The following is a 26647-nucleotide window of genomic DNA, read 5'->3' as shown; positions in this document are numbered from 1 at the left end:
CGAAGAAATCATCGACTCGCTTGCACGATATTGCCGACGAATTTCAGGCGCAGGACACTAGCCCTCCAGCGTCAAATACCCCTGCGCGAACCCCGCGGCCACCGCCGCCGCGCGGTCGTTTACGCCGAGTTTCGCATAGACGTGCAGCAAATGCGTCTTCACCGTCGCCTGGCTGATGAACAGCTGCTCCGCCGCCCGGCGGTTCGTCGCGCCCTTCGCGATCAGCTGCAGGACCTCGACCTCACGCTCTGACAACGGATCCGCCGCCGGTTGCCTCAGCTGTCCCATCAGCCGCGTCGCGACGGTCGGCGACAGCACCGCCTGCCCTTGCGCCGCGGCCTCGACCGCGCGGAAAAGCTCCTCCCGGGGCGCTTCCTTCAGCAGATACCCGGTCGCTCCGGCTTCGATGGCGGGAAGGACGTCGCTGTCGGTGTCGTACGTCGTCAGCACCAGGATCCGCGCGGGGACACCGCGTTTCGCCAGTTCCTTGATCGCCGTCACGCCGTCCGTCCCCGGCATCCGCAGGTCCATCAGGATGACGTCCGGGCGAAGCTGCTCACCGGCGGTGATCGCGGCCGCTCCGTCGGCTGCCTCGCCGACCACCTCGAAGCGCGGGTCGGCGCCGAACATGCCGCGCAGGCCGTCGCGCACCACCGGATGGTCGTCGACGATCAGCAGCGAGATCATCGCTCACCGCCGGCGGGAATGGCGGGAACGGTCGCCGAGATCGCCGTGCCTCGGCCCGGTTCCGATTCGACGTCCAGGCGGCCCGCGAGGCGCTGCACTCGCTGCCGCATCCCGGCCAGTCCGAAGCCGCCGTTCGTGGAACCGTTGGCGCGCTTGGCATTCGGTTCGAAGCCGACACCGTCGTCGCGGACATCCAACGTCACCAAATCCGGCATGTACGACAGGGTCAGGCCGACTCGGTTCGCCCGCGCGTGCTTCGCGACGTTCGACAGCGCTTCCTGCGCGGTCCGCAGCAACGCCACCTCGACGTCGGTGTGCATCGGCCGCGCGTCACCGGTGGTGGTGAGCACGGCGTCGACGTCGTTGGCGGCCGACCAATTCCTGGTCACCTCGCCGATCGCCTCCGGGAGCCGGGCTTCGGCGAGCACCGACGGCTCCACGGACTGGACCGTCCGGCGGGCTTCGACCAGGCTTTCCCTCGCCAGGTTCGTCGCGGTCGCCAGGTGGCGGCCCAGCACCGCCGGCTCGGCCGCTGTTTGCTCCGCGGCCTGGAGCTGGGTCAGGATTCCGGCCAGGCCCTGGGCGAGGGTGTCGTGGATTTCCCGCGCCATCCGCTGCCGTTCGTCCAGCACCCCGGCCTCGCGGGCCTGGACCAGCAATCGCGCGTGCAGCCCGGCGTTCTCGGCCAGCGCGGCCTCCAGTTTGAGATTCACCTCGTGCACTTCCGCCAGCGCCTGCTTCTGCAGTTCATTCCGCCGGTAAGCCATTTCCACGAAATAAAACACGGCTCCCGCCAGCGCGACCGAAAGCACGCTGACGCCCAGCCACACCCACCACAGCTTCTCGGCGCTGATTTTGGAGATTCCGCCGAGGAATGCCATCGCCGAGATCACCGCGGTGGCGGCTGCGCCAGCGTAACGCCAGCGTCCCGTCAGGTATTCGAAAGCCTGCGGGTAGCCGACGAAAGCGAAGAGGCAGTACCACGGCGCGAGAGCGGCCAAACCTGCTGCGATCGCCAGCAGACCGGTGTAATACCCCGCCATCAGCGAACGATTCCGGTGCCATTCCGAATGAAACGAGTGAAACCACAGCAGCAAAAGCACCGCCGCGGCGGAAAGTTCGAGAACAACCGGAAGGTGCTCGGGCAGTTGCAGCAAAGTAATGGTCACGCTGATCGCGAGAAGAACATAGGGCAGCGCGGTGAAGGTCGCCGCCTGTGCTTGTTCCCAGCGGTCGAACTCTTCGCGCAGATCCCCCTCGATGCCCACCAGTCACTCCCAGCGGAAATATCGTGCGGCCAAGCCCCCGGCCGCGACGAGCCACCCTAGCATGACCCCGAGGTGCAGCAGCTGCGGCCAATTCCCGGAAGCTGTGTCCTGCAACGCTTGTACGCCCGCGCCGAGCGGTGTCAGGTCGCTGATCGTCAGCAGCACCTGGTTCATGCTCGCCCGCGGCACCCAGAGCCCGGCGAAGAACACGAGCGGGAAGAACACCAGCGACCCGACTGCGCTGGCGCTCTTGGCCGAGGGCGCCAGCGCCGCGACCAGCAGGCCGATCGCGAACAACGCCAGCGCCAGCAACGCGAAGCTGAGCACGTACGCGGACAGTTGCCGAGGCAGGCCGACGTCGAACGCCAGCCGTCCCGTCACGACGATGACCAGCGTCGAGGCCGCCGAAAGCACCACGGCCATCAGCAGTTGCGCGCCAAGCATGACCGTCGGTTTCACTGGCGTGAGCCGCATTCGCCGCAACACGCCCTTCTCCCGGTACGAAGCGAACAGCTGCGACAGCCCGCTGAGCGAGAACAGCGCAACCCCCATCGCGACCACGACCGGCAGGTACCGGCTGATCATCCGGACCCCGTCCGGGCCGGGTTCGCGCAGAGCCGGGATCAGGCCGAGGACGCCGAACAGGATCGGCGAGAAAGCGAGCGCGAAGAACACGACGATCGGTTCGCGGAAGAATAGTTTCGTCTCGGCGGCGGCGAGCCGGACCAAAGCGGGCACCGGGATCTCCTCAGGATTCGATGGAACGGCCGGTGAGCGCGACGAACGCGTCGTCCAGCGTGGTCTGGTCCACCCGCAGGTCCACGACGGCGAGCTCGTGGCGGGCGAGCGTGGCGGTCACCGCCAGCAGCAGGTTTCCGGTCCCGGTGACGACGATCTGACTGCCCGCCCGCTCGACAGCGGCGACCTCCGGCAGCCCGGTCAGCACCGCGTCGTCCAGCGGCGCGGACGCGCGAAACCGGATTCGCTGCCGATCGTCGACCCGCGACACCAACCCGGCCGGGCTGTCCACCGCGACGACCTGACCAGCGTCGATGACCGCCAGCCGGTCGCACAGCCGCTCGGCTTCCTCCATGAAGTGCGTGACCAGCAGGATCGTGACGCCGCGCGCGCGGATGCGCTCGACCAGGCCCCAGACGTCCCGGCGAGCTTGCGGGTCGAGTCCGGTGGTGAGCTCGTCGAGCACCGCGACCTTCGGGTTGCCGAGCAGCGCGAGCGCGATGGAAAGCCGCTGTTTCTGACCTCCGGACAGGCGGCGGAACTGGGTGCCGAGTTTGCCGTCGAGAGTGAGGATTTCGGCCAGCTCGCGCCAATCGGCCGGGTCGCGGTAGAACGAGCTGTACAGCTGGAGCGCCTCGCCGACTTTCAGTTTGTCCGGCAGTTCGCTTTCCTGGAGCTGCCCGCCGAGCACCTGACGCAGTTCGCCGTCATCGCGCTGCGGGTCGAGACCGCAGACGCGGATCGTCCCGCCGTCCGGCCGGCGCAGCCCTTCGACGCACTCGACTGTCGTGGTCTTGCCGGCTCCGTTCGGGCCGAGAATGCCGAAAATCTCGCCCGGTTCGACGGCGAAGCTGACTCCGTCCACCACGGCTTGCCCGCCGTACCGCTTGACGAGGCTGTCCACCTCGATGATTGCCATGCTTCAACCGTGCCGGGCGGGGCCGGCGCGGCGAATCGACTGCGTGGCCAGACTTTCCGGCCAGCCGGGGCGGAGCGGCGGATCAACCGATCGGTCGATGCGCAGTCACCCGAGATGGACGGCCTCCGCGCCGACAGCCGGTTCGACGTGCACTGCCGCCGCGGTCAGCCGGGGCACCGCGGCGATCAGCCGGTGTTCCAGGCTGTGCGCCAGTTCGTGCGCTTGCTCGACGGTGAGCGTATTGGCGACCTGGACGGAAAGTTCGGCGCGCAGGCTGTGGCCGATCCAGCGCATCCGGACCTCGCGAACGCCCTCCACTCCGGGCACCGTCGCGGCGGTCCGCTCGGCCAGTTCGACGGTCGCCGGATCGACCGCGTCCATCAGCCGCCGGAAGACTTCCTTGGCCGCGTCGCGCAAAACGAACAGGATCGCGACCGTGATCAGCAATCCGATCACCGGGTCGGCCGCCGGGAAACCGAGGGCGACGCCGATCGCGCCCAGCACCACCGCCAGCGAGGTGAAGCCGTCGGTGCGGGCGTGCAGGCCGTCGGCGACCAAGGCGGCGGAGCCGATTTCGCGGCCGACAGTGATTCGGTACCGGGCGACGAGTTCGTTTCCGGCGAATCCGACCACGCCTGCTGCGGCGAGCACCCAGAGCTGCTGGACCGGGTGCGGGTGCAGCAGGCGGTCGATCGCTTCGTAGGCCGCCAGTGCCGCCGATCCGGCGATGATCAGCACCACCACGACTCCGGCCAGATCCTCGGCGCGGCCGAGGCCGTAGGTGTAGCGGCGGGTCGCCGCGCGGCGGCCGAGGGCGAAGGCGATGCCCAGGGGCAGGGCGGTCAGGGCGTCGGCGAAGTTGTGGATCGTGTCGCCCAGAAGGGCTACCGAACCGGTGACGGCCACCAGGGCCAGCTGGATGACGGCGGTACCGAACAGGGCGGCGAACGACCAGGTCAGCGCCCGGATGCCGCGTTGGCTGGTTTCGAGGGCGGTGTCGAGGCGGTCGGCGCTGTCGTGGCTGTGCGGGGTGAGGAAGTGCTTGACGCGGTGCCGCCAGGTCCCGTGACCGTGATCATGCCCGTGGCCGGAAGGCTGACCGTGCCCGTGCGCATGTCCGTGCCCGTGACCAGGAGCGCGGTCGCGATCGGAAGCCCGCTCGTGCGCGGGACCGCGGCCGTCCTCCGGCCGCGGACGATCATCGCGCAGCTCTGCCATCAGCAACTCCCGGGATCCTCGAACGCCTCTCGCGACCGGGCGAACGGACCGGTCGGCTACCAGCATACCTGCGCAGATGCGCAGGTAGTCGAGAAGGGACGGTAGCATGCGGGACATGCACTCCTCCCTGCCGGACTTCGACATGCCTTCCGACGAGCAGGTCCACCTGGCCGCGGAAAGCTTCCGCCTGCTGTCGGACCCGACGCGGATCAAGGTGCTCTGGGCGCTCCTGCAGGGAGAATCGTCGGTGGCCTGCCTCGCCGAGCTGGCCGGGGCCGCGCCGACCGCGGTCAGCCAGCATCTGGCCAAGCTCCGGCTCGCGGGCCTGGTCAAGGGCCGCCGCGAGGGGACGTTCGTGTACTACTCCGCCGCGGACGAGCACGTCCGCGGGCTGCTCGCCCAAGCGCTGCACCACGCCGACCACGTGGACCGCGACATCCCGAGCGAGCCCGGCGGCCACGCCCAGCCGCACCGGCCGCGGATGCGGAACACCTGAGTCACGCGACCCGCAGCCGCTCCGCTTCCACCAGCTGCCGCAACGGTTCCGGCAGCACGTCCCACACCTCGTCCGCGACGTGCACCGTCTCCCGGCTCAGCACGTCCAGCACCACACCTGCCCGATGGAGGGCCTCGGGATCCGTCAAGTTCCCGCGCTCGGCGATCCGCTCCACGAAATCCGCCAGCTCGAAGCCTCCCTCGACCGGACCGCCGCCCGGGCGCAGGTCTTCCGCCAGTTCGGACGGCAGCTGCGCGGCCAGGCTCGCCGCCGCTTCCGGGGAAATCCGTTCGGACAGCGTCCGCAGCACCGCGTGCGCGACCAGTTCGGCGTCACGGGATTCCGCGAGGCAGGCCCGTCTGCGGATCAGTTCGACGATCTCGTTCATCGTTCCCGGATACCCGCGGCAGCGGTCCGCAACCGTCCGGTTAGCCGTGCCACCACCGGGTATCAGCGATACATGGACCATTCAGCGACGTCTCCCGCACCAGCCGAGCAGGCGCAGGCCGCGCTGCGCCGGCTCCGTCGCGAAGCCGGCGCCGGCGGCTACGAATCCCCCGCGGAGCTGTACCGGACGCTCGGCTCGCTGAGCCTTCTCGCCGACGACCTCTCCGAACTGCTCCCCGACCTGTGCGGCCAGCTCGAGGGCGCCTTGCTCGCCGGACGCGTGCGGCATCGCGCGGCCGACGCGCAGGAAGCCTGCGACGCCGTCGCCTCGGCCGCGCACAGCATTTCGGTCGCCCGCTTCACCGCGCTGCTGGTCGGGCAGGAAATCCAGAAGGCGCAGACCGCGATCCGCGACCTCGCCGCCGCCTGACGCCGTTTTGTCCCGTTCCACGCGGGTACCCGGCCAGGAAAGCGTTGCACGGAGAAGGGAGCACGATGGCCGACCGCGATCCGGCAGAGCCCGAAACGCTCGATCCGTCCGAGGCCCTCGACGAGGACGAACTGCGGGTCGACCCGCTGGAGGACGGCGTCGAACCCGCCGAACGCTGGAGCCCGGCGACCCGGCAGGCCACGACGCCCGCCGAGGCGCGCGAAGGCGCACCGCTCGGCCGCAGGCTCGCCGAGGAACGGCCGGACGTCCAACCCGAACAGAACCCGCCTGACGACGAGACCCTCGCGCGGGCGGAAGCGGCCCGCGCCGTCGCCCCGGACGAGGATCTCCCGCAGCGCCGGGCGGATCCGGATCCCGGCGAACAGGCGGACGAAGCAGGCGGTTCCGTCGCGAAATCGCTTCGCGAGGAGTAACCCGCCGCGGGCCGTGCCGGAGAGGATTTCCCATGCGGACGGTCACCACGCCCGTCCGGTCGTCGCTGTGCTCGGGCTGGTTTACCTGGGCCTCGGCACCGCCAGGTTCTTCGTCCCGGAAACCACGCGCGTCGTGTGGATGTTCAGCTCCAGCGCGGTGCTGAACATCGTCCACACGGCACTGGGCCTACTCGGAATTTTGGCCGCACGCAAGCTTTCCGGAAGAACGAGCGTGACGGGCACGGAATTCACTGCACCGCAGCAGCCCATCCGGACTCTTCCATCGGCATGGCCTTCTCGTACACCCGCACGGTTTCCGCCGCGATCCGGTCCCACGAATACCGCGCCCGAACCCGCTCCAGGCCCGCCGTCCCCATGGCCTCCAGCTCGGCGGGTTCGTCCAGCAAAGCCCGCAACCGAGCCGAAAGCCGGGCCGGATCGCGCGGCGGCACCAGGCGTCCGGTGATGCCGTCCACCACCGTGTCGGCCAAGCCGCCCACTGCGGCGGCCACCACCGGCACTCCGCACGCCATCGCCTCCAGCGGGACGATCCCGAACGACTCGTACCAGGGCGTGCACAGCACCGCGTCCGCCGAACGCAACAACGCTGGCATCTCGGCACGGCTCACCTGACCTGCCAGCTGCACCCGATCAGCGACCCCGAGCCGTTCCGCCAGCCGCCGCAGCCGCTGCGCCTCCGGATGCCGCGAGAGCGCCTCGGAAGGCGGTCCGCCCGCGATCACCAGTTCGGTGTCCGGCACCCGCGGCAAGGCGGCGATAGCCAGGTCGAATCCCTTGCGCGGCACCAATCTCCCCACCGACACCAGCCGCTTCGGCGCGGTCCGCGAAGCCACCGGGCCGCCGGTGCCGAACCGGTCGAGGTCGACCCCGCACGGCACCACCGAGATCCGCTGCCGCGGCACCCCTTGGCGGGCCAGTTCGAACACCTCGTCCGAGCAGCCCGCGACGATCCGGCCGGCCTGTTTGCCGACCATCCGCTCCAGTCGCATCCGGTCCGGCGGGCTCGTGTCGCCGTCCCCCAGATTCCGCCGCTTCACCACCCCCAGCGTGTGAAACGTCTGCACTGTCGGCACCCCGGCCTCGCGCGCGGCGAGGACGGTCGCCACCCCGGACGTCCAGAAGTGCGCGTGCGCCACGTCCGGCGGCTCCTCCGTCCACCGGTCGCGCAGCCAGCTCCCGAATTCCCCCAGATACGGCACGATTTCGGCCTTCGGCAACCGGCGAGCCGGGCCTGCCGGGACGGGCACGACGCGGTAACCGGCCGGAGCGTCCACCGAAGCGGGTGCTTCCGGGTCGTCGCGTCGCGTGTAGACAGTCACGTCGTGCCCGCTGCGGACCAGCGCCGCGGAAAGGCCCGCCACGTGGACGTTCTGGCCGCCCGCGTCGTCCTCCCCCGGCGCGGCGAGCGGGCTGGCGTGTTCGGCCACCATCGCGATCCTCATCGGGCTCCTTCCGCGGCGGGACGGTCTCGGCAGGCAGGCGCGCCAAGACGGCGTCGGGGCATGGGCCTGGTTAGCCGCGCGGAAGCGACGTTAAACCAGGCTCGCTATCGGGTACCCGCAACGGTTTCCGTCGAGCGAAACACTCGCGCACGCCACGGCCGGTCAGCTCTTCCGCCCGGTCAGCGCGTCGCGGATCTTGTCGACGAACGCCGCGCCCGGCGCGAGGACCAGATTGGCCGGCGGGGTGCTCGGCGCACCCGGATGCGGCCTGGTCGGCGCGATCTTCTTCGCCGCCAGCACCCGCTCGCCGAGCCGGTCGAGTTCCTCGGCGGAACAGGCTTCCCGCAGCCTCGGCAAGAGGTCGGTTTCCTCCTCCTTGATGTGATGACGGACGTCCGCGATCAGCTTGCCGAGCAGCTCTTCGAACTCCGGTTCGCCGGGGTTCTTGCGCTCCAGCTGCTTCATGACCTTCTCGGCTTCGGCGTGCTCCTCGATCTCGTGGTCGGCGATCTCGTCGCCGTCGTCGAGGTATTTGCGCGCGGCCGGGTACATCAGCTGCTCCTCCGCGACCGAATGCCGGACCAGCTCGGCGATCACGTGGTCGACCACGTCTTTCCGGTTGCCCGCCGCGGGTTCGCCCTCAAGTTCGGCGAACACCCGCTCCACGTCGCGGTGGTCGTCGGTGATCACGGTGATGAGGTCGGTTCGGGTGGATCCGGTCATGCTGCCTCCTCGGTGTCGGGAAGGCTCCGGTTACCCGTTGCGCCGCAGGGCAATCACCGGAAACGGAACTACTCGGTCCCCGCCTGTGCCCGGTCGTCCGCGACCACCACCCGCCGCAGCAAGGAAATCAGCGTCTCGCGTTCCTTCGCCGACAGTTCGGCGAGCAACACGTCCTGCGACCGGCCGGCCTCCCGTTTCAGCTCCCCCGTCAGCGCCTTCCCGGCTTCGGTGAGCGTGACGCGCTGCCGCCTCCGGTCGTCCGGATCGCGTTCGCGGCCGACGAGGTCCCGGCGTTCCAATTCGTCCAGATAGCCGACGAGGTGGCTGCGGTTGAGCCCGAGCCGGTCGGCGAGCGCGTGCTGTGCCAGCGGGCCGAAGTCGGAAAGCCCGGCCAGCACGGCGAAATGCGGCAGCCGGAGACCGCGTTTCTCGAGCGCGCCCGCCAGTTCCCGGCGTCCGATCCGCGCGACGTGCCCGGCGAGGTACGACGGCAGCGCGAGCAGGGTCGGCGGGCGCAGTTCGTCCATTCCGGGATCCTACCTGCTGGACGTCATTTGTTCCGTCGTGTAATCATGTCGTCATGACACGATTTCGGCCGACCCATGCCTGACTACGGCCACGACCTCCAGTTCGGCGTCATCCTCCTGCCGGAAGCCGCCGCCCCCGACACCGCGATCAGGCTCGCCGAAGCCGCCGACGCCGCCGGGCTCGACCTGCTCAGCGTGCCGGACCACCCGTATCGTCCGGACCTGCTCGACGCGTGGACCGTCCTGAGCGTCGTCGCGGCGCGCACCGAACGGCTGCGCGTGTTCCCCAACGTCGCCAACCTGCCCCTGCGCCCGCCCGCCGTGCTCGCGCGCTCGGCGGCGAGTCTCGACCTGCTCACCGGCGGCCGCGCCGAACTCGCGCTCGGCGCCGGTGCGTACTGGGACGACATCGCGGCACAGGGCGGTCCGCGGTACACGCCCGGCGAAGCCTTCGACGCGCTCACCGAAGCGATCGAAGTCGTCCGTGCATTGTGGACACCCGGGCCGCCTGCCACCGTGTCCGGCACTCATCACCGGCTCACCGGCACTCCGCCGGGCCCGTTCCCGGCGCACCGGATGGAAATCTGGCTCGGCGCGCTCGGCCCGCGCATGCTGCGCCTGATCGGCCGGGTTGCGGACGGCTGGCTGCCGAGCATGACCCGCATCCCGCCGGACCGGCTGCCCGCCGCGAACGCGCTCATCGACGACGCCGCCCGGAAAGCGAGGCGCTCCCCTGCCGAGATCCGGCGGCTGTACAACCTCCCCGGGATTCCGTCCGGCAGCACCGCCGGATGGGCCGAGCAGCTCGCCGAACTGGCGCTCACACACGGGATGAGCGCATTTCTCCTGGCCGTGGACTCGGCCGACGCCGTTCGGTTGTTCGCGCGGGAGGTCGCGCCGCGGGTCCGTGAACTGGTGGCCGCGCGCCGGTAGTCAGCCGCGGATCCCGGGCGGCAGCGGCGAACCCGCCACGACCGCGGGTGGCACCCGAACCACCGCCAGCGCTCCCCGCCCGGACGGCGGGTCCTCGAAGCGCACGTATCCGCCGTGCGCGGCCGCGATGTCCGCGACGATCGCCAAGCCCAGTCCCGATCCCGGCAGCGACCGGGCCTCCGGCGCGCGCCAGAAGCGGTCGAACGCCGAGGTCCGGTCCGCCGCGGCGACGCCCGGGCCCTCGTCGGCCACCGCCACCAGCCCCGGTTCCGAACGCACCGTCACGGCCGAACCGGCGGGCGAGAACTTGATCGCGTTGTCCAGCAGGTTCAGCACCATCCGTTCCAGCGCGCCCTCGTCGCCGCAGACGTGCCATTCGGCGCTCCGCACGTCGAAGGTGTGCTTGCGCGCGCGGCTCGACGCCCTGCGGACGGCGTGCCGGACAACCGTGCCCATGGCTACGTCGGCGTGGTCGAACTCGTGCTCGTCGCGGGCGAGCACGACCAGTTCGGTGACGAGGTCGCCGAGTTCGCCCGCCTGCGCCTGGAGCCGGTCGAGCAACCGGCCGCGGTCGCCGTCGGCGAGCGCGCGGCCGGTGTGCTCGCTGCGCGCCAGCAGGTCGATGTTGGTGCGCAGGCTGGTCAGCGGCGTCCGCAGCTCGTGCGCGGCGTCGGTGACCAGCGCGCGCTGCCGCCTGCGCGAATCGGCCAGCGCGCCGGTCATCGCGGCGAACGCGCGGCCGAGCCGGCCCACCTCGTCGCGGCCGGACACGGTGACCGGAAGGTCGAGGTCGTGGGTGCGGGCGATTTCCTCGGCGGCGCCGGTCAGCCGCGCCATCGGCCGCAGCGTGCGGCGGGTCAGCAGCAGCCCGGCCGCGGCGGCGAGCAGCGCGCCCAGCACCGAAACCGCGATCAGGACGGTGCGCAGGCCGGCGAGCGTGCTGTCGACCTCGGCGAGGCTGCGCGAGATGACCAGCACGTTCCCGTCGCTGAACGGGCCGAGCAGGACCCGGACCGGAGTGCCGGACCGCGTGTGGCCGTCCCGCAGCGTCACCGTGCGCGCGGCGAGGTCGGCCGGGTCGACGACGACCGAGTCCACGCCGGGCGGCGCGCAGACCGAGCCGTCCGCTTTCAGCAGCTGGACGCCCTCCAGGAACCGCTGCAGCGGCCTGCCGGGGGTGCCGCGGCGGCAGAGATCCTCCAATCCCGGCTTCGGCGCCGAAGGATCGCCCTCGCCGGGCGGCGGCCAGCCGCCGAGCAGTGTTTCGTCCAGCTGTGTGCGGAGACTGTGCTCTGTGGACAGATAAGTGACGGTGCTGATCGCCGCGATCGCGACCGCGACGATCGCCGCGGTGATCAGCGCGACCCGGCTGCGCAGCAGCATCCGGGGCTCTCGAGGCCGCCTCACGGCGCCCGCAGCACGAATCCGACACCGCGCACGGTGTGCAGCAGCCGGTCCGCCCCGCCCGCCTCGGTCTTGCGCCGCAGATACCCGACGTAGACGTCGAGATTGTTGGTACGGCTCGGTTCCCGCCCCCACACTGCCTGCCGCAGCCGGTTCTTGGTGAGCACCTTCTCCGGCGCCTGCAGGAACACCGCGAGCAGATCGAATTCGGTCGGCGTGAGCTCCAGCCGCCGCCCGGCGCGGGTCACCTCGCGCGTTTCCGGGTCGAGTTCCAGATCCGCGAACCGGTGCACCGCCGAACCCGGCGCGGCGCGATTCTGCTTCAGCAGCGCCCGTACCCGCGCGAGCAGTTCCTCCAGCGCGAACGGCTTCACGAGATAGTCGTCGGCGCCGGAGTCGAGGCCGGTGACACGGTCGCCCAGCGCGTCCCGCGCGGTCAGCATGAGCACCGGCAGCCGCTCCCCCGCCGCCCGGATCCGCCGGCACGTCTCCAGCCCGTCGATCTCGGGCATCATCACGTCCAGGATCACCAGATCGGGCCTGGCCGCCCCGGCGAGCGCCGCCACCGCCGCCGCGCCGCCCGCGGCCACGGCGACGTCGTAGCCCTCGAAGGCGAGGCTGCGCTGGAGGCTTTCCCGCACGTCGGGGTCGTCGTCCACCACCAGCAGCCGCATCCGCCCGGTCCCTTCCGCGTCGTGAGCCTCCCGAATCGGGCCGAGGCTACGCGGTCAGCCTGTGCGGAACCTGTTCGTCCCACGACCGGGGAAAGATCAGCTTCTCACAATCCTCTCAGGTTTTTTGCAGGTCTTTCTCACGACGACCGCGCCACGGTGAGACCCGAAGCGGTCACACAGCGTCGTGCACGGCCGGAAACCATCCCCGAACGGAGGAAGCATGTCGGTCGGCGCGACCAGAGGGTTGACCACGTCCCCCGAACCGGGGGCGGCGACCGCGACCGTGGACATCGTCATCCCGGTCTACAACGAGGAACGCGCCCTGCCCGGCTGCGTTCAGGTCCTGCGCGAGTTCCTGCGCCGCGAGTTCCCCTTCGAGTGGACCGTCGTGATCGCGGACAACGCGAGCACGGACCGGACGCTGGAGGTCGCCGAGGCGCTCGCCCGCGACGACAAGGCGCTGCGGGTGCGCCACCTCGACCGGAAAGGCCGCGGGCTGGCGCTGCGCGAAACCTGGCGGGCGAGCACCGCCGACGTCGTGGTCTACATGGACGTCGACCTCTCCACGGGCCTCGACGCCCTGCTCCCGCTGGTGGCTCCCCTGGTGAACGGCCATTCGGACCTGGCCATCGGCTCGCGGCTGGCACCGGGGGCGCGCACCGTGCGCGGGCCGAAACGCGAGTTCGTTTCCCGGTGCTACAACAAGATGATCCGGCTGAGCCACGGTGCTCGGTTCTCCGACGCGCAGTGCGGGTTCAAGGCCGCGCGCACCGACGTGCTGCGTCCGCTGCTGGACCGTGTGCGGGACGACGCGTGGTTCTTCGACACCGAACTCCTGCTGCTGGCCGAGCACAACGGGCTGCGCGTGCACGAGGTGCCGGTCGACTGGGTCGAAGACGCCGACAGCCGCGTCGACGTCGCCAAGACCGCGCTCGACGACATCCGCGGGCTGATCCGGGTCGCCCGGGCCAAGGCGGCGGGCACGGCGAAGGTGCCGGACCTGCCCCGCCGTCCCGCGCCGAGGGCCGCGCACCCGGACGCCGTGCTGAGTCCGCCGGGCGGCGGCCGGTTCTGGGAAATCCTGTCGTTCGCGGTGATCGGCGTGCTCTCCACGGTCGCGAATCTCGCGCTGTACGGGCTTTTCCGCCTGTGGTGGCCGGTGCTCGCGGCCAACCTCGCCGCGCTCGTGCTCACCACGCTGTTCAACACCGAGGCCAACCGCCGCTTCACCTTCGCCGGTGCGGGCACCCCGCGCCGCAAAGCGCACCTGCAAGGATTCGTGGTGTTCGGCCTCTACTACGCCTTCACCTCGGCCGCGCTGCTCCTGCTGCACGCGCTGGTCGCCGAGCCGGGCCGGGCGCTGGAACTGACCGTGCTGCTCGCGGCCTCGGTGCTCGGCACCGCGGGCCGGTTCGTGCTGCTGCGCACCTGGGTCTTCCGACAGGACAACGGAAAGGACGAAGAATGACAGTCGACGCCCCTTCAGCGGCGCCGGCCGAAACCGCCGCCCCGGCGAACCGCTCGCGATGGCGGCCGTGGGCGCTCGCCGTGATCTGCGCGGCCGCCGGCGCGCTCTACGCCTGGCGGATCGGCGGCGGGCAACTGGGCAACAGCTACTACTCCGCGGCTGTGAAGTCCATGACCGGCAGCTTCTCGAACTTCCTTTTCGGTTCGTTCGACCCCTACGGCGTGTTCACTGTGGACAAACCGCCGATGTCCCTGTGGCCGCAAGCGATTTCGGCGTTGATCTTCGGTTTCCACGGCTGGTCGCTGCTGCTTCCGCAGGTGCTCGAAGGCATCGCGGCGGTTTTCCTGCTGCACCGCACCGTGCGGCTGTGGGCCGGGGAAAACGCCGCGCTGCTGGCCGCGTCGATCCTCGCCCTCACGCCGATCACCGTGGCGATCAACCGGGACAACAACCCGGACACGCTGCTCGTGCTGCTGCTCGTCGCCGCGGCCTACGCGTTCACGCGCTCGGTGCGGGCGGACGCGAGCCGCGCGCGCACCCGGTGGCTGCTGTGGTGCGCGTTCTTCGTCGGCTGCGGGTTCGTCACCAAGATGATGCAGGCGTGGATCGTCCTGCCCGGCTTCGCGCTCGCGTATTTCGTCGGCACCTCGGCACCGGTCAAGCGGCGGCTGCTGGACCTGCTCGGCGCGGCCGGGGTGCTGATCGTGTCCTCGTTCTGGTGGACGGCGCTGCACGACCTGTGGCCGGGCTCGAAACCCTACATGGGCGGCAGCACCGACGGCACCGCGCTGAACCTGATCTTCGGCTACAACGGTTTCGGCCGGATCTTCGGCGGCGAGGGCAACTTCGGCCCCGGAGGAGGCGGCCCGCGCGGCGGAGACCTGCCCGGCGGCCTGGAACTGCCCGCGGGCATGACCCCGCCGCCGGGCGGCGCCGGCGGCATGTTCGGCGGCGAGACCGGTCTCGGCCGGATGTTCAGCAGTTCGGTCGGCGGGCAGATCTCCTGGCTGCTGCCGCTGGCGCTGCTGGTCCTGGTCGTCGTCGCGGTACGCGGCATCCGGCGGAAGCAGCCGGGCGACCCGGCCCGGCGGGCAGGCTGGTTCGCTTGGGGCAGCTGGCTCCTGGTGACCGGCGTGGTCTTCAGCTACGCGCAGGGGATCTGGCATCCCTACTACACGACCATGCTGGCCCCGGCGATCGCCGCGATCTGCGCGGCCGGGCTCACCGGGTTCTGGCGCGAGTACCGGCAGGACTCCGGCTACGGCTGGGTGCTGCTGCCCGCGGCCGTCGCGCTCACCGCGGGCTGGGCTTTCGTCCTCGCCAACCGCGATCCCTCGTGGCACGGCTGGACCCGGTGGACCGTGCTGGCGGTCGGCGTGGTCGCCGTCCTCGCGCTCGTGCTGGGGAAGCTGACCGCGGCGCGGAAGGCGATCCTGACCCGGGCGTCGCTGGTGCTGGCGGTCGTCACGGTGCTGTTCGTGCCTGCCGTGTGGTCCACCGCGACAGCCGCCACCGGCGAGAGCATGGGCGGCATGCCTTCGGCCGGACCGGGCGGCCTCGGTTTCCCCGGCGGATTCGGCGGGATGCGGATGCCGGGCGGCGGGCGCGAGGCCGGAATGCCCGGGATGCCGGACGCCGCTGAGTTCCCCGGCGGTCCGGGCGGAATGCCGGGAGCCCCCGGCGGCGCGCGGAAGCCTGGCGGAATGGCCGATTTCATGAACGGCAAGCTCACCGACGACCAGCGGCGCGTCCTCGACTACGCCAAGCAGCACAGCGGCGGCGCGGAGATCACCCTCGCGGTGGACGGCTCGGCGATGATGTCGTCGAACTTCATCATCGGCTCCGACGAGACCGTGATCGGCATGGGCGGCTTCCTCGGCAGCGACGATTCGCCGTCGGTCGGCCAGCTCCAGCAGTGGACCGCCGAAGGCAAGCTCAAGTTCGTCCTCGGCGGCGCCGGCGGCATGCGCATGCCGGGAATGCGCGGCGGAGCCGGGGAAAAGCGGCAGGAGTGGATCAAGCAGCACTGCACCGCGGTCGATCCGGCCGCTTACGGCGGAAAACCGGCCTCCGCACAGCCGGAGGCCGGGCCGATGGGCGGAGCTCAGACGCTCTACCAATGCCACGCGTGAAAACCCGCAGGGGCAGGCCGAAGTCTGCCCCTGCGGGCCGCTAACCGGCCGCCGGAACCTTCCCGCTCAGCAGATGCCCCGCGTTCGGCACCTCCGGCGCAACCCCCAGTTCGGAGAGAATCCGGAACGTCGTAGCCGTAGCCGCAGAAAGCACCGGAATCCCCACCGCGTCCTGAACCGGCTGGATCGACGGCAGCGACGGCATCTGCACACAAGCCGACAGCACCAGCGCGTCCGCCCGCGAAAGGTCCAGTTTCCGGTAGTGCGCAAGCAGATCCGCCGGGTCCAGCCGCGCCACCGCGAGGTTGTCGGGCACCTCCAGCGAGAGCGAATCGACCACCTCGACGCCCGCGTCTTCCAGGTACTCGATCACCGCCTGGGTCAGCGGCTTCATATACGGCGTCACGATCGCGACCCGCTTCGCCTCCAGCGCGGCGATCCCGGACAGCAGCGCGCCCGCCGACGAAACGACCGGCGCGTCGGAGCCTTCCGCGCGCAACGCCGACGTGATCGAATCCTCGGCGGTGCAGTGATAACCCGGCCCCTGCGCCATGATCGCGACCAGGCACGCAGTCGCCACGACGTCGGGCCGCGCGTCCGCCAGTTCGGTGGCCGCGCGTTCGGCCTGGGCGTTCATGGCGCGCAACTGCTCCGGCGTCACGTGTTGCATTCGCGCGCGGGCGGAGTGGAAGACGAACCGGTCCTCCGGGTACTGCTCCTCGCGGGCGCGCAGCATCCGCGGCAGCTCGGTTTCCATGGTCAGGTTGGAGCTCGGGACGATCATCCCGATGTGGTGGTCGGTCATCGCTTCGCCGCCGGGCGCATGTCCTTCACGGCCAGCTCGCCCGCGTCGACGATCAGCTCGTCGTCGAGGTACAGGCTGTTGCCGCGCATCGGGATGTCGAAGTGGCAGGCCGTGTCGTTCGGGCCGCCGAGTTCGTTGTTCGGGCCGATCGAGAACATCACGTTGCCGTAGAAGCTGCGCAGCTCCATGCCCATGCCGCCGGGGAACTGGGTCAGGCCGTGCCAGTGCGCCCGCTCGTCGAGGCCCCAGCCGACGTGCGACATGCCGTAGCCGCGCGGGTCGTGGAACGATTCGATGTAGCTGCGCAGCAGGTCGGCGTCGAGGCCGGACGAGCCAGCGCCGCCGCGGATGTCCTGGATGAAGCCCTTTTCGATGGTCAGCTCCACCGGCGTCTGCACGTAGGTGTTGAACGGCAGCAGCACGTCGCCGGGCGCGAGCACGATCTTGCCGTCCACGCCGTCGTCCGAACCGCCGGTGAAGACGAACGCGGCGGGCCAGTGGTCCCAGCGGCCGGCCTGGTCGGTGTAGCCGTACTCGCTCATCGTCGGGTACACGCCCAGCTGGTAGGTGACGTCCGTCCCGTGTGGACTGGTGATCCGCATGGTCTTGGCCTTGGCCAGCAGTTCCGCGCCGATCTCGACGCGCTCGCGCAGCTCCTTCGTCGGCATCAGCCGGGCCAGCAGCTCGGGCGGCTCGACGGCGGTCAGGATCCGCGTGCCGGCCGCCTGGATCGCGAACTGCTCCTCGCTGAACAGCAGGAACGTGCAGTCCACGACCATGTCGGCGGCCTTCAGCGCGTCCACCGCGAGCGGCAGCTGGTCGAGGCCGGACTGCCCGACCGCCCACGCGCCGGACGCGCTCGCCGGCGACGGCAGCCGCATGTGATAGGTCGCCGCGCCGAGCTGCTGGGCGGCCCAGAGGAAGGCGTCCGCGTACTCCGCGCGCTCGGCGCCGCGAGTCAGCACGACGACCGTCTCCCCCTCGTGCACGCCGGAAAAAGTCAGCTGGCGCAAGCAGATGTCGTTGAACAGGTTCTGGTCCATGGCGACCTCCTTTATTGTCCGAATACGGATTATCCGAGTACGCAGAATCGGGGAAAGTCCGTGAGGGGAACCCTGAGGGAATCAGAGTCCCTGAGGGTTCCCCTCACGGACGGCGGATCAGGTGCGAGCGGCGAGCAGGTCTTTCAAGGTCGAGCGAAGGGCGTCGAGGGCGGGCCCGGGTTCGTCCCAGAAGATCATGTGCCCGGCTCCCGCCACGGCCGCCAGCGGATGCGGCGATTTCTCCAGCACCGCGACGTCCGCTGAAGTCACCACCGGGCTCTCCGCGCCGTAGAGCAGCACGGCGGGCCCGGGCAGGTTTTCCCACAGCGGAAGGAATCCCTCGGCTTCGAAGCCCGCGTGGGTAGCCGCGATGGCGGTACGGGAGCACGACGCGAGCCATCCGGCGCGCAGTTCCTGTTCCCGGCGCGGCCATCGCGGCCACGAGGCGGCGACCTCGTCCGCGTCGGTTCCCCGCCGCGCTTGGTCCAATTGGGACTCGAAGACCGCCAGCGAAGTCGGGTACGGGCGTCCGGGACCGCTCATCGGCGGGTCAGCGAGGACCGTGCCCGCGACACGGCCGGACAGCGCGGCCTTGGCCGCGATCCGCGCGCCCATCGAGTGGCCGAACAGCAGCGGCTTCGCCAGCTGAAGCTGGTCGATGACCGCTTCGACGTCCGCAGCGTAGGCGTCGAGGTCGTAGCCGGGCCCGTCGTCGGACAGGCCCCGTCCGCGGATGTCGAGCACCAGCGGGCGGACCAGGTCGGTCAGCTCGCGGGCGACGAAGTCCATGGTGATCGCCGGGCTGGTGATCCCCGGCAGGATCACGAGCGGGACGCCGTCGGCTGGGCCGTAGTCGAGGACGTGCAGCCGGACTGCACCAGACCGTACCCAGACGCTCTTGGCCGGGACGTTCGCCAGTTCGGCGAGCGCGGGCTGGGTCAGCACCCGGTCGGAAACTGAAGACATACGGCAACTCCTAGCGGGCTTTGGCGAGCAGCTCGACGCCCTCGCTCAGGCCGATCACGTCGGCGTATTTGGCTTGCAGGTCAAAGAGAGCGGCGTCGTGCGGTCCGCGCGCACGGTCGCCGCAGGCTTCACGGACGACGAGCGTGTTGAAGCCGGATTGGACGGCGTCGACGGCGGTGGCCCGTACGCAGCCCGAGGTCGTCGCGCCGCAGACCAGCACGGTGTCCGCGCCCAGACCGGTCAGCAATGCAGCGAGGCTTGTTCCGTGGAAAGCGGACGCGCCCTTCTTGACGATCAGGTGGTCGGTGTCGCGTCGTTCCAACCGCGGATCGAGCGCGACTTCGGCGCTTCCGTCGCGGAGGCTGCGCATGCCGGGAGCCTTGCGCAGCCACGCGATGGCGTCGCCGTCCGCTTCCGCGGCGGTGTAGCTGATCGCGGTGTAAACGACCGGGGCACCGCTCTCGTGCGCGGCCCGGACCAGCGCGCCGGCGGCCTCGACCTCGGCGGAAAGGTCTGCGCCGGACGGGAAATCCGGTTCAGTGAAGCCACGAGTCAGGTCGACCACGACCAGCACCGGCGCGGTTCCCCTCGGCACCGCGGCGCCGAAACCCGCGCGGGCGTAAGTCTGGTCGGTCTCGGAGCCGTGCAGTCCGTTTTCAGGCGCGTTCACGCAGCAACTCCTTGATCAGTTTGTGCTGCGACCAGACCCGGCCCAGCAACCAGCCCTGGAACAGCCCGAGCGCGCCCGCCGCGACGACCGGGAGGTAGCGCTTCGCGCTCGGAGGGAGCAGCATCGCGAGGCCATCGAGCGAATCCGACGCAGGCGCAGCGGCCGTCGTGGCGCGGGCCGGAGCGGGTGCGGTGCCGCCGTTTTCCAGCAGCTGGCCGAGATTCTGCGCGAACTGCTGCAGAATCCGGTTCGACACCGTGCTGATCGCGCCCTTGCCGAATTGCGCGATCTTGCCCCGCACCACGAGATCCGTGTGCAGATTCAGCGACGATCCCTTCGGCCCGGGCACCAGGGTCAGCGTGACGTCCGCTTCCGCGTCGCCGTTGCCGTGGCTGTCCGCGCCCCGCGCCGACAGCCGCAGCCGCCGCTCGCCCTCGGCGATCTCGGTGAACCGCACCTTGCCCGCGTACGCGGCGCTGACCGGGCCGACCTTGAACTTGACCTTGCCGAGGTAAGACTCGCCGTCCCGGCCCTCCAGCACCGCGCCGGGCAGGCAGCCCGCGACCCGCTCGACGTCGTTGAGCAGTGCGAACACCGTGTCCGGGTCGCCGGGAAGGTCAAGGGTGTTCTCGAGAATCATCGGACAGCGTCCTCTTTCTTGCCGGATTCCGCGGACCGCTGGGCGGCGGTCGCCTCGATCGCGTCCACAATGGTCTGATACCCGGTGCAGCGGCACAGATTCGACGACACCGTCTCCCGGATCGCCTCCCGCGTCGGCGACGGTTCCTGCGCGAGGAATCCTTCGGCGAGCATCAGGAATCCGGGCGTGCAGAAACCGCACTGCAACCCGTGGTGTTCCGAAAACGCCTGCTGCAAATCGTTCGGTTCCTCAGGCGTGCCAAGGTCTTCGACGGTCCGGATCGCGCAGCCTTCCGCCTGCACGGCGTACATCAGGCAGGCGCGCACCGGCTCGCCGTCGACCAGGATCGTGCATGCCCCGCAGACCCCGTGCTCGCAGCCGACGTGCGTGCCGGTGAGGCCCACGTTGTGCCGCAGCACATCGAGCAGCGTCCACCGGGGTTCGACGAGCAGTTCGTGCTCCTCGCCGTTCACGGTCAGGACGATCAGCTGTTTGTCGGTCATGCGCCGGTTCCCGCTTTCTCCCGGTCGGCCGCGGCGAGCGCGGCGAGGACGGCTTCGGGGTGGATCGGGGTCTGCTCCAGCTGGACCCCGGTGCGCCAGAGGAGGTCGTTGACCGCGTTCAGCACCGCCGCGGGCGCGCCGATCGTGCCGCCCTCCCCGGCTCCCTTCGCACCGCTTTCGGTGAAGGCGCAAGGGGTTTCGAGGTGGTCGACGGTGATGTCGGGGATCTCCGCGGCGGTCGGCACGAGGTAGTCGATGAAGCTCGCCGCCGACGGTTCGCCGTTCTCGGCATAGGTGACCTCCTCGAACAGCGCGCCGGCGATGCCCTGCGCGATACCGCCGCGCGCCTGTCCGTCGACCACCTTCGGGTTGATCACCACACCGCAGTCCTCGACACAGGCGTAGCGGAGGATCTTCACTTGGCCAGTGCCCGGATCGGCTTCCACCACGACCGCGTGCGTGGCGTTCGAGAACGTGCCGTCGCCGGGAACGTCGAACGCGGCGGTGGCGGTGAGCGTCGGCTCGGCCTCCTTGGGCAGCAGGTGGCTGCGCAGGTACGCGACGTCGGCGATCTCCTCGAACGACAGCCGCCGGTTGGGGTCGTCGAGCTGGATGACGCCGCCGTCGCCGTCGAGGCCGACGTTCTCGACGCGGGTGTCCAGCAGGTGCGCCGCGATGACGCAGAGCTGCTCGCCCAGCCGGGTCGCCGCCGTCGCCACCGCGGAGCCGCCGATGGTGACCGATCGCGAGGCGAAAGTGCCCCAGCCGTAGGAAATCCGCTCGGTGTCGCCTTGGCGCAGCTTGACCTTGGCGAGGTCGACGCCGAGCCGTTCCGCGACGATCTGCGCGAACGTCGTTTCGTGGGACTGCCCGTGGTTGATCGTGCCGCTGGTGACCACGACGGAGCCGGTGAGGTCCATCCGGATCTCGCTCACGTCGAACCCGGGGACGACGGTCATCTTCCGCTTCGCGAACGCCTCCGAGCCGTAGCCGGTGCGCTCGGAGAAGCAGCTGAAGCCGATGCCGAGGTGCGGGTTCTTCTCGCGCAGCTCGTACCAGCCCTCGTCGCGGAGGATCTTTTCGCCCAGCTCCAGCGATTCGAGGTAGCTGCCCGGGTCGTAAGTCACCTTGTTGATGCCCGTATACGGAAATTCGGTGATCACGTTGCGCCGCCGGATCTCCACCGGGTCGAGGCCGAGCCGGCGCGCGGCCAGGTCCATGATCCGCTCCATCACCATGACGTACTGCGGACGGCTGACCCCGCGATACGGCGCGGTCGGCGCCTTGTTGCTGGTGATCGCCCTCGCCCGGACGCGATACGCCGGAACCCGGTACACCGACGGCATTTCCGCCGCCGCCATCAGCGGTTCGATGCCGACGGTGAACGGATAGCACGAGTACGCGCCCATGTCGCACACGATGTCGGACTCCAGCGCGGTCAGCTGGCCGTCCGGAGTGAACGCGGCGCGCGTGCGGTACCGCTGCTCGCGGGCGAGGAACCCGGACGCGAGAGCTTCGCTGCGGTCCTCGATCCACTTCACCGGACGCCGCAACAGTTTCGCCGCCGCCGCGACCGCGATTTCCTCCCGCCCGACCACGCACTTCTGCCCGAAGCCGCCGCCCATGTCCGGGACCACCACGCGCACCGAACGCTCCGGAATCCGCAGCGAACGCGCCAGCACGGTACGGACCTGGTGCGGCACCTGGCTGCAGGTCTGAACGAGAAGCTGCTCGTCGCGGTCGTCCCAGGACGCCACTGCGCCGCGCGTCTCCAGCGGCAACGCGTTCTGCCGCCCGCTGCGGGTGACGAGCTCGATCACGCACCCTTCCGCGAACGCTTCGTCCACGCCCGGAGTGTCGAACGACGTGACATCCAGCAGCACATTGCTCGGCGCGTCCTCATGCACTAACGGCGCGTCCTCGGCGAGCGCGGTCTCCTCGGACACGACGGCGTCGAGGACCTCGTAGCTGACCTGCGCGGCCTCGATGCCGTCCTCGACCGCGTACGGATCCTTCGCGATGACCAGCGCGACCGGCTCGCCGACGAACCGCACCTTGCCGCGCGCGAGGATCGGCATCGTCGTCGGCGTGAACTCCTCGGGCGGACGGTCCAGCAGTGCGACCATGTCGCCGAGCTGCAGGTCTTCCGCCGAATACGCGGCTACGACGCCGTCCACCTCGCGGGCGGCGCTGAGGTCGAGTTCGGTGATCTTGCCGTGCGCGACGGTCGCGCGCACGAACCCGGCGTGCAGCATGCCGTGGAGGTGGATGTCGTCCACGAACCGTCCGCGGCCGGTGACCAGCCGAGGATCCTCGCGGCGGCGCACGGACGCGCCGATCCACTTGCCGCCCCGGCCGTCGAACCGGGGTTCTTCTGGCGTGCTCGCCATTACCGGTCTCCCCTCTCCCACGCCTGACCCAAACTCCGCGCCACCAACGTCCGCGTCAGCGCACGCCGGTAATCCGCGCTGCCCTGCGCGTCTCCCCGCGGATCGATCGCCTCCGCAGCCGCCCGGCCGCAAGCCGCGAACAACTCCGGCCCCGGCGCCCCGCCCGCCAGCACCGCCTCGGCCTCCGGCACCCGCAACGGCGCGGGCGCGACCCCGCCGAGCACCACCCGGCCGCCTTCCAGCGAACCGTCCGCGCGAGGTTCCAGCGTCACCGCCGCCGCGACCGTCGCGAAATCCCCAGCCCGCCGGGAAAACTCGGTCAACGCGGCCTTCGGCGCCGCCCGGGTGAACCGGACCTCGGTGACCACCTCGTCCGCCTCCACCGCGGTCGCGTAGAAGCCGTAGAACATCTCCCCCGCCGGGATCTCGCGGCGGCCGTTCGGGCCTTCGGCGACGATCACCGCGTCCAGCAGCAGCGCGAGCATGCACCACTCGGCGGTGGCGTCGCCGTGCACGAGACTGCCGCCGACCGTGCCGCGCGACCGGATCGGCAGGTGCCCGACGTACCGCATCGCCTCCGCCAGCACCGCGAAATCCGGGCCGAGCCGGGCTAGCTCGACCTGGCGGTGCGTCGTCATCGCGCCGAGGCGGAGCGTCGAACCAGTGTGCGCGATCTCGGTCATCCCCGGCTGGTCCCGCAGCCGTCCGAGGTCGACCAGGTCGCTCGGGCGGGCCAGGCGGAAGCTCATCATCGGCATCAGACTCTGCCCGCCCGCGATCGCTTTCGGCTCCCGGCCTCGCGCGGCGAGGTCGGAAAGCAGGCCGACGGCGTCGGCGACGTCGTGCGCCCGGTGGTAGGCGAACGCGGCGGGCTTCATGCAATTCCCTTTCTGCTGCCGAGAATCAGACTGCGTCCATTTCGGACTGGTGCGGCGCGGGCGCGGTCTCGCTGTCGAGGTGGTCCAGCTCCCGGCCCCGCGTTTCCGGCGCGCAGAAGACCATGAACACCACGGCCCCGACGACGAGCAGGCCGAGCAACGTGAACGTCAGCGGCAACCCGAGCACCGGCCACAGCACACTGCCGAACAGCAGCGGAGCGAACCCGGTGACCGCCCGGCTGGACGACGAGGCCCAGCCGAAGCCCGACGCGCGCAGCTCCGTCGGGTACAGCTCGGACACGAAGGCGTACATCACCGGGATCACGATGAGCGAGAACAGCCCGAACGCGCCGATCGCCACCACCGCGGCCCCGGCCGAGCCGAGCACCAGCGAGAAAATCACCAGCGTGACCGCGGCGAGCGGCCCGGCCGCGGCGATCACCCGCTTGCGGCCGATGCGGTCCACGAGCAACACCGCCACCACGACGCCGACGATACCGAGCGCGTTCATCAAAGTGGTCGAAGCGAACGCGGCGATCTCCCCGAAGCCCTGTGCCTTGAGGATCGAGGGCATCCAGCTCAGCGCGGCGTAGTACACCAGCATCACGGTGATGAACAACGCCCACGCGACCCCCGTGACCTTCGGGTTGTACGCCCACACCCGGCGCAACTGATCGACCGCCGCGAACAGCCCGCCGCCGCGCTTGTCCTCCTCGATCGCCGGCGGAATCCGGTACTGCTCCTTCGGCGCGCCCGTGCGCTCGACGAGATCGTCGATGACCAGCCGGGCTTCCGCCTCGCGTCCCATGCGCACCAGGTACAGCGGCGATTCCGGAACCCCGCGCCGCGCCCAGAACAACAGCACCGCGGGCAGGATCATCAGGACCAGCATCCACCGCCAGTTCCCGGAAACCGGAACCAGCAACGTCGCCGACGCCCCCGCCAACGTCGTGCCGACCGGCCACCAACCGTCCATCGCGGACAGCACCCGCCCGCGTTGCTTGCGCGGCGAAAACTCGCTGACAATGGCGTAATCCACCGGAATACACCCGCCGAGCCCGACTCCGGCGAGGAATCGCAGCAGCAGGAACACCTCGATATTCGGCGACAACGCCGCGAATACCGAGAAGAAAGCAAACAACAGCAACGTAATGCTGAACGCCCGCTTGCGCCCGATCCGGTCCGCGACCGTCCCCCAGGCGACCGCGCCCACCGCCATGCCGATCAAATTGGCGGTCGCGACGAACCCCCGCTGCGTGGCCGACAGCCCGAATTCCGTGCCCACCAACGGGGTGAGGAATCCGTTCAGGGCCACGTCCCAGGCGTCGAACATGTAGCCGAGCCCGCCGATGAGGAAGATCTTGCCCTGGACGCGCCAGCGCCACGGCAAGTCTTGGACCACCTGGTCTCCGGTACGCATAGCCTTTGCTCCTTTGCGAAGTCTGCGTGTGCCGTTCGTGCTATCGGGCGAACTGGTAGTGAATGGATTCGTTGTCGGGGTCGCCCAGCGGAGTACCGTTCCACAGCCAGTCGTAGGACACGTCGGACTCGCCGTCGAAACTGCGCAGCTTTTCGTCTCGCTCGCGCTGCTCCGGACCGTCCGGAAGGTGGTAGAAACTCATGTTCCGCAAGGACGCGTCCTGAACCATCCCAGCATGTTTCGCGCGCCGGTGCACGTACCGGGTCAACGCGTTGTCGATCCCGTCGCGGGTCGCCTGCCCCAGCTCCTCCGCGAGAACCGCCCCGTCCTCCATCGCCTGCGACGCCCCTTGCGCCTGGTACGGAAGCATTGCGTGACAAGCATCCCCGAGCAACGCGACGCGCCCGTCCACCCACACCGGATCGCGACGCCGCCGGTACATCGCCCAGACCGAGACGTCGTCCTTGGCCTTCGACAGCATCGCAGGCACGCGATCGTCCCAATCGGAATACTCGGCCGCGAACTGCTCCGCGCTGGCCGGCGCACTCCAGTTTTTCTCGACTTCCTCCGTGCACGGCACAATCGCCACCACGTTCAGGTATTCGCCGCCTCGGATCATGTAATGGACGAGGTGTTTGTCCGGGCCGTACCAGATCGTGGAGTGATAGCGGTCGACCAGGAACCTCGTCGCCGGATCCGCTGCGATCGAATCCCCAGGGATCAACGCCCGGTACGCCATCTCGCCGGAGAACGCGAGGGTGTCGTCGAATCCGGCTAGATCCCTTACCGCAGAACGGATTCCGTCCGCTCCCACGACGACGTCGCCCTCGAACCGCCGCCCGTCCTCGGTGATCACGGCGGGCCGCTCCGGATTGCCGCGATCAAGCTCGACCACCTTCGCCGCAGTCGCCACCTTCACGACCGGCCCCGCACCTTCGGGGTCGATACACGCCCGCAGGAGAACGGAATGCAGATCCGCCCGGTGGTAATGCCAATACGGTGCCCCGTACTGCTCGACGACCCGCTGGCCGAGCGGGAGCTGCGCGATGATGCTGCCGTCAGCCCAGCGTCGCCGGACCTGGTCCTGCGGTTCGCACCTGACTTTTTGGAGCTCGGCCCGCAACCCCAGCCCGATGAGAATCCGGCTGGCATTGGGCGCCGTCTGGATCCCGGCCCCGATTTCGCCCAGCTGCGGTGCCGCTTCGACCACGGTGACCCGCAACCCGCGCTGCCGCAACGACAAGGCGGCACACAGCCCGCCCAACCCGCCGCCGGCGACCACTACCTCGAACGACTGACTTGCCGCCACCTGACCTCCTACCGCTAGCCGCTTCCGGCAGATCCTCGCCTGGATGTCCTCGCCTGGATGCGGTTAATCCGAACACGGATTATCCGAACACGCAATAGTCGGCGGGGAAGTTTTGTTGGGCG

Annotated in this window: 27 protein-coding genes; 6 read left to right on the top strand and 21 right to left on the bottom strand. The window is 70.0% G+C overall.

Features of this window, described 5'->3' with window-relative positions; all coding sequences use genetic code 11:
* Positions 1-57 precede the first annotated feature (57 nt).
* From ABD156_RS00970 to ABD156_RS00950, 5 genes are all read right to left on the bottom strand, one after another.
* Positions 58-687, bottom strand: a complete 630-nt coding sequence (locus tag ABD156_RS00970) for a response regulator (protein ID WP_344264755.1) — start codon at positions 685-687, stop codon at positions 58-60.
* The gene (locus ABD156_RS00965) at positions 684-1955 is read right to left on the bottom strand and encodes a sensor histidine kinase (protein WP_344264751.1); all 1272 of its coding nucleotides are present in this window, start codon (positions 1953-1955) and stop codon (positions 684-686) included. Before ABD156_RS00965 ends, ABD156_RS00970 begins: the two co-directional genes overlap by 4 nt.
* Positions 1956-1958: 3 nt before the next feature.
* Positions 1959-2693 carry an ABC transporter permease gene (locus ABD156_RS00960; RefSeq protein ID WP_344264748.1) on the bottom strand — a complete coding sequence of 245 codons (735 nt, stop codon included), beginning with the start codon at positions 2691-2693 and terminating at the stop codon, positions 1959-1961.
* Positions 2694-2703: 10 nt separating this feature from the next.
* Positions 2704-3612: an ABC transporter ATP-binding protein gene (locus tag ABD156_RS00955; RefSeq protein ID WP_344264745.1), complete on the bottom strand. Its 909-nt coding sequence runs from the start codon at positions 3610-3612 to the stop codon at positions 2704-2706.
* 105 nt (positions 3613-3717) lie between these two features.
* Complete coding sequence (locus ABD156_RS00950) at positions 3718-4830, bottom strand: cation diffusion facilitator family transporter (RefSeq protein ID WP_344264742.1); 1113 nt, start codon at positions 4828-4830, stop codon at positions 3718-3720.
* A gap of 115 nt (positions 4831-4945) precedes the next feature.
* Here ABD156_RS00950 and ABD156_RS00945 point away from each other — a divergent pair, with 115 nt between their 5' ends.
* Positions 4946-5326 (top strand): ArsR/SmtB family transcription factor, encoded by a 381-nt coding sequence (locus ABD156_RS00945; RefSeq protein WP_344264739.1) that lies wholly within the window; start codon positions 4946-4948, stop codon positions 5324-5326.
* A 1-nt stretch (position 5327) separates the two neighbouring features.
* Here the strand turns inward: ABD156_RS00945 and ABD156_RS00940 are convergent, their stop codons facing one another.
* Positions 5328-5714, bottom strand: a complete 387-nt coding sequence (locus ABD156_RS00940; RefSeq protein ID WP_344264736.1) for a DUF2267 domain-containing protein — start codon at positions 5712-5714, stop codon at positions 5328-5330.
* A 72-nt stretch (positions 5715-5786) separates the two neighbouring features.
* Between ABD156_RS00940 and ABD156_RS00935 the strand changes: the two genes are divergently transcribed.
* Complete coding sequence (locus ABD156_RS00935) at positions 5787-6143, top strand: hypothetical protein (RefSeq protein WP_344264733.1); 357 nt, start codon at positions 5787-5789, stop codon at positions 6141-6143.
* 65 nt (positions 6144-6208) lie between these two features.
* Complete coding sequence (locus ABD156_RS00930; RefSeq protein WP_344264730.1) at positions 6209-6577, top strand: hypothetical protein; 369 nt, start codon at positions 6209-6211, stop codon at positions 6575-6577.
* Positions 6578-6825: 248 nt separating this feature from the next.
* Here the strand turns inward: ABD156_RS00930 and ABD156_RS00925 are convergent, their stop codons facing one another.
* The 3 genes from ABD156_RS00925 to ABD156_RS00915 form a co-directional block, all read right to left on the bottom strand.
* Positions 6826-8040 (bottom strand): glycosyltransferase, encoded by a 1215-nt coding sequence (locus ABD156_RS00925; RefSeq protein ID WP_344264727.1) that lies wholly within the window; start codon positions 8038-8040, stop codon positions 6826-6828.
* A 162-nt stretch (positions 8041-8202) separates the two neighbouring features.
* Entirely contained in the window at positions 8203-8763 is a 561-nt protein-coding gene (locus tag ABD156_RS00920) for a hemerythrin domain-containing protein (RefSeq protein ID WP_344264724.1), read from the bottom strand.
* Positions 8764-8831: 68 nt separating this feature from the next.
* On the bottom strand, positions 8832-9290 hold the full coding sequence (locus ABD156_RS00915) for a MarR family winged helix-turn-helix transcriptional regulator (protein WP_344264721.1): 459 nt from the start codon (positions 9288-9290) through the stop codon (positions 8832-8834).
* A 75-nt stretch (positions 9291-9365) separates the two neighbouring features.
* On the opposite strand from ABD156_RS00915, the gene ABD156_RS00910 reads away from it, so the two are divergent.
* Positions 9366-10223: an LLM class flavin-dependent oxidoreductase gene (locus ABD156_RS00910; protein WP_344264718.1), complete on the top strand. Its 858-nt coding sequence runs from the start codon at positions 9366-9368 to the stop codon at positions 10221-10223.
* Here the strand turns inward: ABD156_RS00910 and ABD156_RS00905 are convergent, their stop codons facing one another.
* Together ABD156_RS00905 and ABD156_RS00900 are read right to left on the bottom strand one after the other, a co-directional pair.
* The gene (locus ABD156_RS00905; protein ID WP_344264715.1) at positions 10224-11606 is read right to left on the bottom strand and encodes a HAMP domain-containing sensor histidine kinase; all 1383 of its coding nucleotides are present in this window, start codon (positions 11604-11606) and stop codon (positions 10224-10226) included.
* A gap of 20 nt (positions 11607-11626) precedes the next feature.
* Positions 11627-12301 (bottom strand): response regulator transcription factor, encoded by a 675-nt coding sequence (locus ABD156_RS00900; protein ID WP_344264712.1) that lies wholly within the window; start codon positions 12299-12301, stop codon positions 11627-11629.
* A gap of 220 nt (positions 12302-12521) precedes the next feature.
* Here ABD156_RS00900 and ABD156_RS00895 point away from each other — a divergent pair, with 220 nt between their 5' ends.
* Positions 12522-13769 (top strand): bifunctional glycosyltransferase family 2/GtrA family protein, encoded by a 1248-nt coding sequence (locus tag ABD156_RS00895; protein WP_344264709.1) that lies wholly within the window; start codon positions 12522-12524, stop codon positions 13767-13769.
* The gene (locus ABD156_RS00890) at positions 13766-15901 is read left to right on the top strand and encodes an ArnT family glycosyltransferase (protein WP_344264706.1); all 2136 of its coding nucleotides are present in this window, start codon (positions 13766-13768) and stop codon (positions 15899-15901) included. Before ABD156_RS00895 ends, ABD156_RS00890 begins: the two co-directional genes overlap by 4 nt.
* 40 nt (positions 15902-15941) lie before the next feature.
* Here ABD156_RS00890 and ABD156_RS00885 read toward each other — a convergent pair whose 3' ends face one another.
* From ABD156_RS00885 to ABD156_RS00840, 10 genes are all read right to left on the bottom strand, one after another.
* Entirely contained in the window at positions 15942-16706 is a 765-nt protein-coding gene (locus ABD156_RS00885; protein WP_344264703.1) for a maleate cis-trans isomerase family protein, read from the bottom strand.
* Positions 16703-17749, bottom strand: coding sequence for a 2,5-dihydroxypyridine 5,6-dioxygenase NicX family protein (locus ABD156_RS00880; RefSeq protein ID WP_344264700.1), 1047 nt, complete (start codon positions 17747-17749; stop codon positions 16703-16705). Before ABD156_RS00880 ends, ABD156_RS00885 begins: the two co-directional genes overlap by 4 nt.
* A gap of 117 nt (positions 17750-17866) precedes the next feature.
* Positions 17867-18715 carry an alpha/beta fold hydrolase gene (locus tag ABD156_RS00875; protein ID WP_344264697.1) on the bottom strand — a complete coding sequence of 283 codons (849 nt, stop codon included), beginning with the start codon at positions 18713-18715 and terminating at the stop codon, positions 17867-17869.
* Positions 18716-18725: 10 nt separating this feature from the next.
* On the bottom strand, positions 18726-19385 hold the full coding sequence (locus ABD156_RS00870; protein WP_344264694.1) for an isochorismatase family protein: 660 nt from the start codon (positions 19383-19385) through the stop codon (positions 18726-18728).
* A complete protein-coding gene (locus ABD156_RS00865; RefSeq protein ID WP_344264691.1) occupies positions 19372-20025 on the bottom strand; it encodes an SRPBCC family protein in 654 nt (217 codons plus the stop codon). The genes ABD156_RS00870 and ABD156_RS00865 overlap by 14 nt, the downstream gene beginning before the upstream one ends.
* The gene (locus ABD156_RS00860) at positions 20022-20528 is read right to left on the bottom strand and encodes a (2Fe-2S)-binding protein (RefSeq protein WP_344264687.1); all 507 of its coding nucleotides are present in this window, start codon (positions 20526-20528) and stop codon (positions 20022-20024) included. The genes ABD156_RS00865 and ABD156_RS00860 overlap by 4 nt, the downstream gene beginning before the upstream one ends.
* Positions 20525-22918 carry a xanthine dehydrogenase family protein molybdopterin-binding subunit gene (locus tag ABD156_RS00855; RefSeq protein ID WP_344264684.1) on the bottom strand — a complete coding sequence of 798 codons (2394 nt, stop codon included), beginning with the start codon at positions 22916-22918 and terminating at the stop codon, positions 20525-20527. The genes ABD156_RS00860 and ABD156_RS00855 overlap by 4 nt, the downstream gene beginning before the upstream one ends.
* A complete protein-coding gene (locus tag ABD156_RS00850; RefSeq protein ID WP_344264681.1) occupies positions 22918-23796 on the bottom strand; it encodes an FAD binding domain-containing protein in 879 nt (292 codons plus the stop codon). The genes ABD156_RS00855 and ABD156_RS00850 overlap by 1 nt, the downstream gene beginning before the upstream one ends.
* A gap of 25 nt (positions 23797-23821) precedes the next feature.
* Positions 23822-25216: an MFS transporter gene (locus ABD156_RS00845; protein WP_344264679.1), complete on the bottom strand. Its 1395-nt coding sequence runs from the start codon at positions 25214-25216 to the stop codon at positions 23822-23824.
* 40 nt (positions 25217-25256) lie between these two features.
* Entirely contained in the window at positions 25257-26525 is a 1269-nt protein-coding gene (locus tag ABD156_RS00840) for an FAD-dependent monooxygenase (protein ID WP_344264676.1), read from the bottom strand.
* Positions 26526-26647: the final 122 nt, after the last annotated feature.

Source organism: Amycolatopsis albidoflavus (assembly GCF_039525725.1).
GTDB lineage: Bacteria > Actinomycetota > Actinomycetes > Mycobacteriales > Pseudonocardiaceae > Amycolatopsis > Amycolatopsis albidoflava.
The sequence above is the reverse complement of the archived record's forward strand: the minus strand, read 5'-3'. Positions and strand labels throughout refer to the sequence as shown.

What these genes read in the sequence shown, in the direction of transcription:
- ABD156_RS00945 (WP_344264739.1), top strand. Translation starts at nt 4,946, where the DNA reads ATGCACTCCTCCCTGCCGGACTTCGACATGCCTTCCGACGAGCAGGTC.
- ABD156_RS00935 (WP_344264733.1), top strand. Translation starts at nt 5,787, where the DNA reads ATGGACCATTCAGCGACGTCTCCCGCACCAGCCGAGCAGGCGCAGGCC.
- ABD156_RS00875 (WP_344264697.1), bottom strand. Translation starts at nt 18,715, where the DNA reads ATGTCTTCAGTTTCCGACCGGGTGCTGACCCAGCCCGCGCTCGCCGAA.
- ABD156_RS00940 (WP_344264736.1), bottom strand. Translation starts at nt 5,714, where the DNA reads ATGAACGAGATCGTCGAACTGATCCGCAGACGGGCCTGCCTCGCGGAA.
- ABD156_RS00955 (WP_344264745.1), bottom strand. Translation starts at nt 3,612, where the DNA reads ATGGCAATCATCGAGGTGGACAGCCTCGTCAAGCGGTACGGCGGGCAA.
- ABD156_RS00880 (WP_344264700.1), bottom strand. Translation starts at nt 17,749, where the DNA reads ATGGACCAGAACCTGTTCAACGACATCTGCTTGCGCCAGCTGACTTTT.
- ABD156_RS00865 (WP_344264691.1), bottom strand. Translation starts at nt 20,025, where the DNA reads ATGATTCTCGAGAACACCCTTGACCTTCCCGGCGACCCGGACACGGTG.
- ABD156_RS00850 (WP_344264681.1), bottom strand. Translation starts at nt 23,796, where the DNA reads ATGAAGCCCGCCGCGTTCGCCTACCACCGGGCGCACGACGTCGCCGAC.
- ABD156_RS00910 (WP_344264718.1), top strand. Translation starts at nt 9,366, where the DNA reads ATGCCTGACTACGGCCACGACCTCCAGTTCGGCGTCATCCTCCTGCCG.
- ABD156_RS00885 (WP_344264703.1), bottom strand. Translation starts at nt 16,706, where the DNA reads ATGACCGACCACCACATCGGGATGATCGTCCCGAGCTCCAACCTGACC.
- ABD156_RS00930 (WP_344264730.1), top strand. Translation starts at nt 6,209, where the DNA reads ATGGCCGACCGCGATCCGGCAGAGCCCGAAACGCTCGATCCGTCCGAG.
- ABD156_RS00860 (WP_344264687.1), bottom strand. Translation starts at nt 20,528, where the DNA reads ATGACCGACAAACAGCTGATCGTCCTGACCGTGAACGGCGAGGAGCAC.
- ABD156_RS00925 (WP_344264727.1), bottom strand. Translation starts at nt 8,040, where the DNA reads ATGAGGATCGCGATGGTGGCCGAACACGCCAGCCCGCTCGCCGCGCCG.
- ABD156_RS00920 (WP_344264724.1), bottom strand. Translation starts at nt 8,763, where the DNA reads ATGACCGGATCCACCCGAACCGACCTCATCACCGTGATCACCGACGAC.
- ABD156_RS00890 (WP_344264706.1), top strand. Translation starts at nt 13,766, where the DNA reads ATGACAGTCGACGCCCCTTCAGCGGCGCCGGCCGAAACCGCCGCCCCG.
- ABD156_RS00905 (WP_344264715.1), bottom strand. Translation starts at nt 11,606, where the DNA reads ATGCTGCTGCGCAGCCGGGTCGCGCTGATCACCGCGGCGATCGTCGCG.
- ABD156_RS00895 (WP_344264709.1), top strand. Translation starts at nt 12,522, where the DNA reads ATGTCGGTCGGCGCGACCAGAGGGTTGACCACGTCCCCCGAACCGGGG.
- ABD156_RS00900 (WP_344264712.1), bottom strand. Translation starts at nt 12,301, where the DNA reads ATGCGGCTGCTGGTGGTGGACGACGACCCCGACGTGCGGGAAAGCCTC.
- ABD156_RS00970 (WP_344264755.1), bottom strand. Translation starts at nt 687, where the DNA reads ATGATCTCGCTGCTGATCGTCGACGACCATCCGGTGGTGCGCGACGGC.
- ABD156_RS00845 (WP_344264679.1), bottom strand. Translation starts at nt 25,216, where the DNA reads ATGCGTACCGGAGACCAGGTGGTCCAAGACTTGCCGTGGCGCTGGCGC.
- ABD156_RS00855 (WP_344264684.1), bottom strand. Translation starts at nt 22,918, where the DNA reads ATGGCGAGCACGCCAGAAGAACCCCGGTTCGACGGCCGGGGCGGCAAG.
- ABD156_RS00915 (WP_344264721.1), bottom strand. Translation starts at nt 9,290, where the DNA reads ATGGACGAACTGCGCCCGCCGACCCTGCTCGCGCTGCCGTCGTACCTC.
- ABD156_RS00950 (WP_344264742.1), bottom strand. Translation starts at nt 4,830, where the DNA reads ATGGCAGAGCTGCGCGATGATCGTCCGCGGCCGGAGGACGGCCGCGGT.